This window comes from Bacillus cereus group sp. TH152-1LC (genome assembly GCF_027710505.1).
Classification (GTDB): Bacteria; Bacillota; Bacilli; order Bacillales; family Bacillaceae_G; genus Bacillus_A; species Bacillus_A mobilis.
In genome coordinates, this window is sequence record NZ_JAQFNK010000020.1 from 63335 (window position 1) to 75545 (window position 12211).

Here is a 12211-nt window from a genome sequence, read left to right on the forward strand (position 1 = left end):
AATCGAAGTAACCGATAACTAGCCCCTCCTAAGCCCCTCCTAAGCCCCTCCTAAGCCCCTTACAAGCCCCTACCAAGTAATAAATCACTAAGAAAAAACATAACAAAACAAAAACACCAACAAACACCGTAGTAGGAGTCAAAAAAAATTTGAAATAACACGCCAAAAACCCGGCCCTCCTTCCTATATATAGTACAAAGAGGAAATTTTCATTTTTGAATTAGGACGGGAGGAATTGGGATGGCGGTGTATCGTACTGTGCAGGTGAATTTTTGGCAGGATGATTTTGTTTTGGATTTGACGCCGGAGGAGCGGTATTTTTATGTGTATTTGTTGACTTGTTCGAAGACGACGCAGTGTGGGATTTTTCCTTTTCCGAAGCGGTTAGCTGAGATGGAGACGGGTTATAATCGGGAGACTGTTGATAAGCTTGTGCAGCGTTTCATTGATTATGGGAAGATTCTTTATGATGCGGATACTCGGGAGTTATTCGTTTTGAATTGGCTTCGTTATAATCCTGTGACGAATACGAATGTGGAGAAGTGTGTGCTTCGTGAGCTTAAGGGTGTGAAGAATAAGGAGTTTGTACATATGTTTCTTCAGAAGTGCGTAGAGGAGGAGCTGAATGTTCCGATACTTTTAGCACATTTCGGTATGCCGAGTGATTTGGCTGTGGATGATGTTGAGCCAGTTTGTGAGGAGGCAGAGGCGGAAGAAGAGGTTATAGAGGAAGAAACGGGGAGTCGCGTGTTTTCTTTTTATGAGCAACATTTCGGTAGTTTGTCTCCGCATACGGTGGAGGAATTAAGTGCGTGGATGGAAGATTTGTCAGAGGAGCTTGTGCTGAAGGCTCTTCAAATTGCGTTTGAGAATAATAAGCGGACGGTTGCTTATGTGAAGGGGATTTTGAGAGGCTGGCACGGGAAAGGATTTACGAAAGTATCTGAGGTTGAGGCTGATACGACGAGCTTTAGGAAGAAGGAGTCGTCTGTTAGTACGGGGGAGACGGAGGAGTTTTTGGCGAGGTGTGAGGAGTGGGAGAAGAATGCGCCATCTGAGGAAGAGTTGCAGCGCTTTTTAGCGGAGCGCGGGTGGCGGCCATGAGTATTCAAAATGTGGAGGCGGAAAAGACGGTGTTAGGTTCTCTACTAATTGATGGAGATCTTATTAAGGAGTGCCGTTTGACGGAGCAGTATTTTTCGCTGTCGGTGCATAAGTCTATATTTCAGTTAATGCGAAAAATGGAAGAAGAGGGGCAACCAATTGATCTTGTGACGTTCATTTCTAGGGTAGATCCGAAGTTTTTAGAGGGGATCGGGGGAATGGAGTATTTTATAGGGTTAATGGATGGTGTGCCTACAACTGCCAACTTCTCTTATTATGAGGGGCTTGTTCGAGGTGCCTGGAAAATGTATCAGGCGGGTGTTCTCGGGCACAAGATGGGAGAGCGCCTTATTGCGGAGAAGAGTGAGAAAATTATTGGTGAGACGATTACGGCACTTTGTGAGTTAGAGGAAAAGGACTGTGTATGTGAGTTTGATTTGAAGGATGCGCTAGTTGATTGATATGAAGAGCTTCATCAAGATGCGAAAGAGATTACGGGTATTGAGACTGGTTATACATCGCTAAATAAAATGACGTGCGGATTGCAGGAAGGTGATTTTGTCGTTCTTGGTGCGCGTCCTTCTATGGGGAAGACTGCGTTTGCGCTAAATGTTGGACTGCATGCGGCGAAGTCTGGAGCGGCGGTAGGATTGTTTTCATTAGAGATGAGTAGTAAGCAATTGTTAAAAAGGATGGCGTCTTGCGTGGGCGAGGTGTCAGGGGGAAGGCTGAAAAATCCGAAGCATCGTTTTGCGATAGAGGACTGGGAAAAGGTGAGTAAGGCATTTGCGGAAATCGGGGAATTACCATTTGAGATTTACGATAACGCCGGCATTTCGGTGCAAGATATTTGGATGCAAACTCGTAAGTTAAAGAGGAAACACGGTGATAAGAAGGTTTTAGTTCTTGTAGATTACTTGCAGCTTATTATGGGTGATCCGAAGCATAAGGGCAATCGGTTTCAAGAGATTAGTGAAATTTCTCGTAAACTTAAACAATTAGCACGTGAATTAAATGTTTGTGTAGTGGCGTTGTCGCAATTATCTCGTTCGGTAGAAGCACGGCAAGATAAGCGTCCCCTTTTATCTGATTTAAGAGAGACAGGACAAATTGAGCAGGATGCGGATGTCATTATGCTTATGTATCGCGAGGATTATTATGATAAGGAAACAGCGCAGAAAGAGATGACGGAGATCCATGTGGCGAAGCACCGGAATGGGCCTATTGGTAGTTTTAAGTTGAGGTTTTTGAAAGAGTTTGGGCGGTTTGTGGAGGGGGTAAAGTAGTAAAAGGGCAAGGAAAATAGTATCTGCATGTGAATCAAAGTTGTAACGCTAATTTCATAAGTTATATAATAAAGAAAATGGTAACTAATAGTTAAGGGGGATTAGCTATTGGCAGGGAATGATATTTCTTATCATAATAAAGATATTCTTATGAAGTTTTTAAGTGAATGTTATAGGGATAAAGGGCTTGAAGCATATGGATTAAAAGGCTTTCCAAAAATAAAAGAGCTGTTATTAAATGAATTCTCGAGAGTTCGTGCAGATCAAAGGCGCTCAGATACTTTATTTGAAATGGAAGATGGTTCAATTTTAATGTTAGAGTATGAAAGTAATACCCGTTTCCTTGAAAACCATTTGAAGTATATGGATTATGCAAATCAAATTATGTATCGTTATTATAATAAGAATAAAGAGTTACCGGATATTCGAATCGTGGTTATTTATACAAGTGAGGTAATGAATCCAATAGAAGAAATAGATGTATCTAGTATACGTTTAAATTCCAAAGCGGTTTTACTAAGCGAATATAATGGTGATGCTATCCTTCAAAAGGTTATTAAAAAAATGGAAGAAGGAAAATCTTTGACGGATGAAGAAACCATGAAATTAATACTTGTACCACTTATGCATAGTAGAGAAAAAAGACAAATTTTAATTGAGAAGACGATAGAAGTAGCAAAATGTATCTCCGATGAGCAAGAACAAATTCAGGTTATTGCTGGAATTCTTGTAGCTACAGATAAATTTATTGATGAAGACTACGCGAAAAAAGTAAAGGAGTGGTTACGGATGACAAAAGTGGGTCGTTTATATGAACAGGAGAAGCAAGAAGAAATTGATAAAGCACTTTCGGCAGCTGGAATGCTCTTTAAAGGAATGAGTATAGAGGAAGTGGCTAAGAAATTAGATGTAACAATTGAAAAGGTGAAAGAGTGGGAGAAGCGTTTATCTCATTAATCGCTGGATTAATGGGAATATTTAGCGAAGGGAAAATGGCAGTGTCTGTATAAATTTATATAAAAATAGCCGACTATTTACTCTATAATAGTCGGCTATTTTTATAAGGAGAAGTTGTTAGGTTTAATACGCAAATTTTTTGATTTGCTCTTGAATATACTTCTTATTTCCCCATAAAGAAAGATTTTCTCTCCGCAGTGATCCATTGCTGCAAATCATCTTGGCTACGTCGGACAAGTCGGTTCACTAACACATCATGCCATACATAATCCTCTAATAGGTATATATGAACCGGATCATCTGTATAAAAAGCAACATTACGCTCTTCAAGTGATGGCCCATAAATCATCTCTTTAGAATCTATGGATAAAATAAACCAATGTTCTGTAGAACGGGTTTCTGTATAGGGTGTGATACGATGGGCTTCTAAATTTTTAATTGGATTTTTAACATGCAGGGTAATACCTTGTACTGTAACTTTATCAGCTACCGCAGATAGTTCCTCTTTTAATGCTTCATACATCTCATCCCACATTGAAATGACAATACGTTTTTCGGCTTTTTTTATTAATGTCTGACAATAGCTAATGATTGTTTTTTTGTCTTTTAAAGTAATTACTCGATTATCCGTTTTTTCCTCGGAAGTTTCTAGTTTTTTTAATGAGTCACTGATTCCTTCATACGTAGACTGCCATTCTGATTGAGCCTTTTGTAAAAAGATTTCAACAGGTAGAGGTGAATAGCGAGTGGTGTCATTTATTTCTTCCTTCATGACAATTCCTTTTTCTACAAGGTTACCTAGAATCTCATAAATTCGTGCTCTTGGGACACCTGAATCCTTACTCACTTGGTAGGCTGTGACAGGCCCCTGTTTAACAAGAGATACATAAGATTTAGCTTCATATTCATTAAAACCCATTTTTTTAAGCTGTTGCACTATGTAGTCCACTTTTTCGTCCTCCGATGTTTGCTTTTATCCCGCTTTAATGGGCAGTAAGACCCCCACCTCAAAATTCAGCGAAAGCAAAGAAGTTAGGTGGGGGATCAACTGCCCATAAAAGTCCGATTGGTTCAACTAATAATCAGTGGGGGATGAAGAAAATCCCCACTGATTAAAGTTTCACTTTATATTTTAACGTTACAATAACTGTTTACATTTAGCAAATTATTAGTTACTATTCGAATAGTAACTAAAGGGGAGGTTAATAGTATGGACTTTTATTTAGACCCATCAGTATTCATTATTTTGATTGCTTTTGGATTTTTAGCTGCATTTATTGATTCAGTTGTAGGTGGTGGTGGACTGATCGCCTTACCTGCTTTATTATTTACAGGACTGAATCCAGCAAGTGCAGTAGCTACGAATAAACTAGCGTCGACAATGGGGTGTGCAACTAGTAATATTGTGTTTTATCGTTCTGGTAATCTTGATTTGAAATCGGCTTTTAAATTAGTTCCACTCACTTTCATAGGTTCCATAATAGGGGCATGGACCGTTCATTTAATGAACCCAGAAGTACTGAAGCCATTGATGCTGATTATGCTTGGTGCGGTTGCTATTTATACGATATTCAAAAAGGATTGGGGTAGTATTTCCACTCATAAGAAATTGTCTGGTCGACACGTCATTATTTTTACTTTTTTTATTTTTGCTATCGGTTTTTATGATGGATTTTTAGGTCCTGGAACAGGTTCGTTTTTAATGTTTTCTCTTTTATTTATTGGATATGATTTTTTAAAAGCAGCAGGTAATGCGAAGCTTCTTAATTTAGGAAGTAATGTTGGTGCGTTGTTGATGTTTATGTGTGTAGGGCAAGTAAACTATGCGTATGGTTTTATAATGGGGATTGCTCAAATTGCTGGAGGGATTGTTGGCTCCAAATTTGCTATAAAAAAAGGAAGCGGGTATGTTCGTGCTCTTTTCATTACAGTAACTTGTTTATTGTTAGCGAAAAATCTGTATGACTATGTGCAGTAAGTAATGTAGAAAAGGTTAACTATGCAGACTACATAAATATTTTAGATGCTACTTTATTTGAAGGTAGCATCTAAAACAATTAAGGTAAGAGGGTGAAAATAATAAAAACGAATATTTTCGGGGTATGTTTATGTACTTTAACGAAATAACTATTCCATATTTTTCTTGTAATTAGGCCGCAACAATCCTTTAAAATCCACCTCAGCAATCAACACACTTACTAATATCAGTGTCGCGCCTAAGTATCCTTTTCCGGTAAGTGTTTCACCTGTGAAAACGAAAGCGAAACCAGCTGAAAAGACAGGTTCTAATGAGAAAATAAGCCCTGTATGTGTAGGCGTCGTGTATTGCTGGGCGATTACTTGCACGATGAAAGCGACTGCGGTGCAAAAGATGCTTAAGGCTAAGATGATGAGCCATGAGTTGGTTGTGCTAGGAAGCTTTGGTGTTTCTATAATGAATGAAAAAATAAGACTAAATAGGCCGACGAAACCGAGTTGTATGACGCCAAGTGCAATGGAGTTCACATGTTTCGTTACACTGCCAGTGATGATGACGTGAATCGCATAAAATAAGGCTGACAGTATGCAAAATATATCGCCATTACCGATCTTGAATTCGCTCGTTAATGTTAATAAGCCGATTCCTATTATCGTTAAAATGATTCCTACTATCACTTTCTTTTCCGGAATGTGTTTCAAAAATATAGCTGATAATATCGGAATGAAAATGACTGTGAGACATAGTAAGAATCCAGCATTAGAAACACTCGTATACTTTGTGCCGAATGTCGCGAAAATGTAAACGATAAATAAGACGGAAGCGAGTATAAATGCATATTTTATAGTTTTAAAATCGATTTTGAATAAATGTTTGTAAAATATTAAACCTGATAAAAGAAAGGCGATAATAAATCGTAATGCGATTAAGTTGTATTCTTCTATGCCTTCAAGTCCAACCTTCGTAAGTAAGATGGATGCACCCCAAAAGAATGTAACTAGTAGTAGCCCTAAATCCGCTTTTAATTGTAGTTTCATTTCTATTCCCTCGTTATGTATAAATTTTAGAATCCCATACCCCTATCCCCATTTCATATTTTAATATTAATTCTGAATATTTGTAACTTAAATTTATCGACGTTTTACCCCAAGTTAACGGGCAGTAAAACTCCCACCTCAAAATTGGGTTTTAGCAAAGAAATTAGGAGGGAGTCGGGCTGCCTGTAAATGTCCGATTGGTGAGGGTTGATTATAGTTTCACTTTATAAGGAGGATGCAAATGAAAGTTATCATCTTTGGAGCGACAGGTATGGTCGGTCAGAGTGTATTACGAGAAAGCTTATTAAATGAGGAAGTAAAAGAAGTCGTAACGATCGGTAGAAAACGTACGAATGCGATGCATGAAAAATTAAATGAAATTGAGCTTACAAATGTGGCTGACTTATCGTCTATTGAAGAAAAAATAGCCGGATTTGATGCATGCTTCTTTTGTTTAGGTGTTTCTTCTCAAGGGATGAAGGAAGAGGAATATACAAAGGTAACGTATGATTTAACGTTATCTGCCGCAAATACATTAGCGGATTTAAATCCAAACATGACGTTCATTTACGTATCTGGTAGCGGCACAGATAGTACAGAAGCAGGACGTACGATGTGGGCGAGAGTGAAGGGACGAACGGAAAATGAGTTATTACGTTTACCTTTCAAAGCTGCGTATATGTTCAGACCAGGATTAATCATCCCGGTAAATGGTGTGAAATCAAAAACGAAATTATATCAATTGATGTATGATGTGATGAAGCCTTTTAATCCACTATTGAAGAGATTTGGCAGTGTAATAACTTCAGAACAATTAGGAAGAGCGATGGTGCGAGTTGGGAAGGATGGATATGCTCATTCGATTATTGAGAGTTCGGATTTGAAGAAGATTGGTATGTAATAGTATGTATATAAAAGCCCAGTTTGGAGGGGCTTTTTTTCTATGTAAAATTTCATTTGTTTTGTTTACATAATATCTTTACAATCATTTGATAAAATATATGTAACTGCATATTGTGAGGGTGGATGGTTATCCCTTCTTTCTATTCGGAAGGAAAGGAGGTGATAATATGGAGTTTTTGATTGATCTTGTAAAAGAATTTGTAAAAGCGACTGTACGCGAAGTTTCAGCGTATTTTTTGCGGAAGCAACTTCTGGATAAGGACAACAAAAAACCCACTCCGCGCCGTCACAAGCAAAAGGGTGGGTTCCGCAAAAAGAAATAGCTTATAATAACCACCACCCTAAGCGGTAGCAGTTAGGGAAGAGATGTGAGCGCATCTCTTCTTTTTATTATATGCCAATTTATTCGCTGTCACACTTATATAGTATTCTACCGAAAATATATCATACTCCTATTTTGTGGTCAATTGGATTGCATGATTGAAAAGGTGTAGTCTTATTCCTCTCCAAACTGAAAAATATCCCGGTTAATAAGTTGGTGGAGATACCTATCCATTTCAGCCGAAGAAACACTTCTTTCATTTTTAAACCACCATGCGCTTAATGAGGTGATTGCCCCTGAATAAAATTCAATGATTAAATCATTTGGCATCGTATGATTTTTGCAAAGTTGATTTAACGCTTCTATTTCTTGTTTTCTCGTTTCGTGACTTAAATACTGTGTCCGGCTAATAAATTGTTCATCAGACATTTGCGTCTCTAATATTTTACCGATTTCTTCATGATGTAGAAATTGTTCCATTACTTGAAATGGTTTACTTAATCGATCTGAAACCGGTATTTCACCAATCATCTTGCTGTATCGTTTAAATCCAAATGCTAATAAAGCATCTTTATCTTCAAAGTGTTTATAAAAGGTTGTTCGGTGTACCATTGCACGATCGCAAATTTGGTTAATCGTGATGGTACTATATTTCTGTTTTGATTGCGTCATTAATTCAAATAAGGAATCCCACAATAATTTATGTGTACGTCTAATACGTAAATCAATTTGTTTTTCATTATCATTCATCTACAATTCTCCTTTTTTGTAGATTAAATATACAGTGGCTGAAGATTGATTCTCCCTTTTTAATCTACATATGTATATTATATTACATGTGTTCCGGTGTATTTAAAGTTTTTTAAGTAAGAAACAGGAGGAGAATCTGTAAATGAATATGACAACTAAGAGCCCTGCAAGTGGCAAAGTTGATACTTCTAATATGAAACATACCCCCATTTTAATTGCGTTACTTTTAGGGGCAATGGTTGCATTATTAAACGAAACGTTACTTGGTAATGCGTTAACGGTATTAATGAAAGAATTTGGCGTAACAGCTTCAACGATTCAATGGCTTTCTACAGCTTACATGTTAGTGGTTGGGGTTTTAGTCCCAATTACAGCGTTACTTCAGCAATGGCTCACAACGAGACAAATGTTTTTGATCGCTATGGTAACATTTTTAGTCGGTACATTAATTGCGGGATTCGCACCTACATTTTCCGTTTTATTAGTCGGTCGTATCGTCCAAGCTGTAGCGACGGGATTAATTACACCGTTATTAATGAATACGATTTTAATCATTTGTCCGCCTGAAAAACGGGGTGCCACAATGGGATTAATCGCACTTGTGATGATGGCAGCTCCAGCAATTGGACCTACATTATCTGGAGTAATTGTGGATTCATTAAATTGGCGCTGGTTATTCTACATTGTTATTCCGATCGTGATCATTTCCATTATGATTGGGATGAAATACATTCAAAATGTTTCAGAGTTAACAAGGCCAAAAGTAGATTATCCATCTATCGTTTTATCGACATTAGGATTTGGCGGGCTTGTGTATAGCTTTAGTGCATCGGGTGATTTAGGATGGTCTGATGCGAAAGTGTATGGCACTTTACTTGTTGGGCTTATCTCATTATGTATGTTTGTCGTTCGACAATTGAAAATTGAGAATCCAATTTTAGAATTACGCGCATTTAAAGTTCCGATGTTTACAATATCAGTTGGATTAATCGTCATTGTGATGATGTCGTTATTTTCAACGATGACTTTATTACCGATGTTCCTGCAAACAGTGTTACTCGTTACAGCCTTTAAATCGGGAATCATCATGCTTCCTGGAAGTGTTATTAGCGCCATAATGGGACCAATCGCAGGTAAACTATTTGATAAATTTAGTCCGAAAGTTATTATCGTTCCTGGTATTGTGTTAGTGGGGATTGCAATGTTCTTATTTAAAGGCATTACTCCTGACACATCAATGGTACAAATTATTGTCATGCATAGCGTATTAATGGTTGGGCTCATGTTTGTCATGACAGCACAAACATACGGTTTAAATCAATTAACACCAGATTTATATCCGCACGGAACCGCACTGTTTAGTACATTGCAACAAGTAGCTGGCGCAATTGGAACAGCTATCTTTATTTCAAAAATGTCTTCAGGAACAACTAGCTATATGGAAAGCTCCGCAAATCCAATGGACCCAGTAGAGAAGTTAAACGGTTTAACATCAGGATTCCAAGGTGCGTTTACACTTGGATTAATCTTTATTGTTGTTGCTTTTATCGTATCGCTATTCTTAAAAGAAGAGAAAAAGGGAGTAGAAGTAAAGGGGGTTTTACAGAACGAAAATTAAGGTTTATATAAAAAGACATCTTTACGATTAAAGATGTCTTTTTATATTTCTTTCGTAATAATAGTTCAAACAGACGAGGGAAATGTGGTGTATGTATTGTCTGTTTTTGAGTATGAAGAACTATTGAGAGTAACGATGTAAAGCTTTACTCATGACTAAAAGGCCGATAATAAGGGATAGTGTTCTTATAATAAGTTCTGCAACTAATAAGTCACCCATCGTTTTAGTGACATCATACATAGTCCCTGTAATGAGAATGGGTGCGATCATAATGATAATTCCAATTCCTATTTGAAGAAGTAAATTCACGTTTTTACTCAAGATAATCACCTCTAAAAAATAGTGTAATACAAAATATGGAATTTTTTCATTGTACATTTATTATACTGTATCGAATTAAGGCTATGGTAATGTTTCTAAAATAAAAAAAAGTTGTCACATGGTCAAAAGATGACTCGTGGGACAACTCCTTTTTAAGTAGTAGTAATATCGATCTTCTGCGTCTGTTATCCAATGTTTGTTAATCTTACATTTTTTCCGTAACATCATACTTTAGCAACTGCCCCTGATCATAAAACCTCTCAAAAATAAGCCCCATTACATAAAAGAACACTAAACCGAAACCAACATGAATAAGTGTAAAGGCAGTGCCGAATGAAGAAAATTCATACACGAGAATTGGCAATTTCGCAGTTGTCCAAACGCCTAAGAAAAATACGATGTACCGAATGCTTGCGCCTTTATTTAATAGGAGTGCTGCAATTGGGAAGGCAACGTAGAGAGGACCAGCTGCAATGCCGCCTAATAATAGAGAGAATAAGATTCCGTATATGCCGGATTTTTCGCCCATATATTTCATGAGCGTTTCTTTCTTCACCCATTGATCAAGTAATCCTACAAATAGTAGGACAGGTGGGAGTAGAAACAACATATCTAAAATGCTATTCCCTGTTAATTGTAATGCGCTCCATCCTAAAGATTGATTTATAAAAGTTAATACAATGAGCCCCAGTAGTAAGATGAAAAAGAAACGATATCTTTTTAGTTCCTTCATACCATCACCACCCAAATAATATAGGAGAATAGAAGTGACATGAGCAATGCAGATGCATTACGTGCGTAAGCAAAGCTTCGTCCGAATATTTTTTGTTCCATCGGTAAGGTTGTAATTCCTACTGACATGAGTGTAGACATAAGTGCCGCAACTTGAGGAAGGCCTGCGCCATGTTGGACTAATGTATTACCAAGAGGAAATACGACGAAGCTTGGAATAAGTGCAACGGAGCCGAGTATCGCTGAATAAACAATGCCGAGAACTCCAGATTGCTCCCCAATAATAGAAGAGATGAAAGACGGTGTTAATATAGAAAGCGATAAGCCAACGAAAAGCATGATGGAAAGCATCGCAGGTAGAAGATTGCGAAACATTTTCCATGATTTACATAGAGCATCTTTCGTTTTCGTGCGGTCCTTCATAAAAGAAATCCCCGTAAGAATAATGGCTAAAGTGTAAAGAATCACGCCATTAATCATGGTCGGAATCCTTTAAGTCCTTATATTTGTCTATGAAAAAGGATAAGTTCTTCATTTTTTCTTCAATATCCATTTGGAAATCTGCCAGTTGTTCCTTTCCAGCAGGTGTAATTTTGTACATCTTTCTTGGTTTGTCTTGATGATCTGTACTTACATAAGATTCAATTGCACCTTCGTTTTCTAATTTCTTTAGCGTACGATATAAAATGGCGCTATCGATTGGATTAACTGGAAGTTCTTCCTCGCACTTTTGCAATAATTGCCCGCCATAGTTATCACCTTCTGCCAAAAATAACAAAAGGAATGCACCTGTATGTCTTCCTGTGTGTTTCATGGATATACCTCCTTGAATGAATTAGGATATATACTGTTAATGACAGTATACTGTTGTTAACAGTATACGGTGCATGAAGTGCTATGTCAATTTTAAAATGTGCGAATTTCGAGGATACTATTTTCTAACTATTAATGTTGATAAACTACCAATGCGAAGGGGTTGTACATCAAAAAATACAAAAAAAGACACTCTCAAGAGTGCCTCTTATTAGCAGCCGAATCCGCCGCCCCAACAGCTAGCGCCAACGATGATTAATAAGATAAAGAGTACAACAAGTAAAGCGAATCCGCCGCCGAAACCGCAGCCTCCACCACAACTACCGCCATAGCCCATATTAACTCCTCCTTCCATAAAGACCATTAATTAATGGATTTAATGTACTTTAT

Annotated in this window: 14 protein-coding genes and 1 pseudogene; 7 read left to right on the forward strand and 8 right to left on the reverse strand. The window is 37.6% G+C overall.

Annotated features, from left to right (window positions below; translation table 11 throughout):
- The first annotated feature begins 240 nt into the window (after positions 1-240).
- From PDL00_RS27980 to PDL00_RS27990, 3 genes and pseudogenes are all read left to right on the forward strand, one after another.
- Complete coding sequence (locus tag PDL00_RS27980) at positions 241-1104, forward strand: DnaD domain-containing protein (protein WP_270732680.1); 864 nt, start codon at positions 241-243, stop codon at positions 1102-1104.
- Positions 1101-2390, forward strand: a pseudogene (gene dnaB, locus PDL00_RS27985) (replicative DNA helicase). Before PDL00_RS27980 ends, dnaB begins: the two are co-directional and overlap by 4 nt.
- Positions 2391-2498: 108 nt before the next feature.
- The gene (locus tag PDL00_RS27990) at positions 2499-3347 is read left to right on the forward strand and encodes a hypothetical protein (RefSeq protein WP_000908107.1); all 849 of its coding nucleotides are present in this window, start codon (positions 2499-2501) and stop codon (positions 3345-3347) included.
- Between the two features lie 163 nt (positions 3348-3510).
- Here the strand turns inward: PDL00_RS27990 and PDL00_RS27995 are convergent, their stop codons facing one another.
- Entirely contained in the window at positions 3511-4296 is a 786-nt protein-coding gene (locus PDL00_RS27995; protein WP_270732682.1) for a TrmB family transcriptional regulator, read from the reverse strand.
- 261 nt (positions 4297-4557) lie between these two features.
- Here PDL00_RS27995 and PDL00_RS28000 point away from each other — a divergent pair, with 261 nt between their 5' ends.
- Positions 4558-5325: a TSUP family transporter gene (locus PDL00_RS28000; RefSeq protein WP_270732685.1), complete on the forward strand. Its 768-nt coding sequence runs from the start codon at positions 4558-4560 to the stop codon at positions 5323-5325.
- Between the two features lie 149 nt (positions 5326-5474).
- Here the strand turns inward: PDL00_RS28000 and PDL00_RS28005 are convergent, their stop codons facing one another.
- Entirely contained in the window at positions 5475-6362 is an 888-nt protein-coding gene (locus PDL00_RS28005; protein ID WP_270732688.1) for a DMT family transporter, read from the reverse strand.
- A 241-nt stretch (positions 6363-6603) separates the two neighbouring features.
- Between PDL00_RS28005 and PDL00_RS28010 the strand changes: the two genes are divergently transcribed.
- Both PDL00_RS28010 and PDL00_RS28015 read left to right on the forward strand, forming a co-directional pair.
- Positions 6604-7263 carry an NAD-dependent epimerase/dehydratase family protein gene (locus PDL00_RS28010; protein WP_270732691.1) on the forward strand — a complete coding sequence of 220 codons (660 nt, stop codon included), beginning with the start codon at positions 6604-6606 and terminating at the stop codon, positions 7261-7263.
- A gap of 169 nt (positions 7264-7432) precedes the next feature.
- Entirely contained in the window at positions 7433-7588 is a 156-nt protein-coding gene (locus tag PDL00_RS28015; protein WP_201066174.1) for a hypothetical protein, read from the forward strand.
- A gap of 173 nt (positions 7589-7761) precedes the next feature.
- On the opposite strand, the gene PDL00_RS28020 is transcribed toward PDL00_RS28015, so the two are convergent.
- Positions 7762-8337, reverse strand: coding sequence for a TetR/AcrR family transcriptional regulator (locus tag PDL00_RS28020; protein ID WP_242257441.1), 576 nt, complete (start codon positions 8335-8337; stop codon positions 7762-7764).
- Between the two features lie 142 nt (positions 8338-8479).
- Between PDL00_RS28020 and PDL00_RS28025 the strand changes: the two genes are divergently transcribed.
- The gene (locus tag PDL00_RS28025; RefSeq protein WP_270732697.1) at positions 8480-9955 is read left to right on the forward strand and encodes an MDR family MFS transporter; all 1476 of its coding nucleotides are present in this window, start codon (positions 8480-8482) and stop codon (positions 9953-9955) included.
- Between the two features lie 120 nt (positions 9956-10075).
- Here the strand turns inward: PDL00_RS28025 and PDL00_RS28030 are convergent, their stop codons facing one another.
- The 5 genes from PDL00_RS28030 to PDL00_RS28050 form a co-directional block, all read right to left on the reverse strand.
- A complete protein-coding gene (locus PDL00_RS28030; RefSeq protein ID WP_242257442.1) occupies positions 10076-10276 on the reverse strand; it encodes a hypothetical protein in 201 nt (66 codons plus the stop codon).
- Positions 10277-10481: 205 nt separating this feature from the next.
- The gene (locus tag PDL00_RS28035; protein WP_270732700.1) at positions 10482-11009 is read right to left on the reverse strand and encodes a permease; all 528 of its coding nucleotides are present in this window, start codon (positions 11007-11009) and stop codon (positions 10482-10484) included.
- Entirely contained in the window at positions 11006-11488 is a 483-nt protein-coding gene (locus tag PDL00_RS28040) for a hypothetical protein (RefSeq protein ID WP_270732702.1), read from the reverse strand. The genes PDL00_RS28035 and PDL00_RS28040 overlap by 4 nt, the downstream gene beginning before the upstream one ends.
- Complete coding sequence (locus PDL00_RS28045; protein ID WP_000683186.1) at positions 11481-11822, reverse strand: PadR family transcriptional regulator; 342 nt, start codon at positions 11820-11822, stop codon at positions 11481-11483. The genes PDL00_RS28040 and PDL00_RS28045 overlap by 8 nt, the downstream gene beginning before the upstream one ends.
- Before the next feature lie 210 nt (positions 11823-12032).
- The gene (locus PDL00_RS28050; RefSeq protein ID WP_000540377.1) at positions 12033-12158 is read right to left on the reverse strand and encodes a YjcZ family sporulation protein; all 126 of its coding nucleotides are present in this window, start codon (positions 12156-12158) and stop codon (positions 12033-12035) included.
- Between the last annotated feature and the right edge of the window lie 53 nt (positions 12159-12211).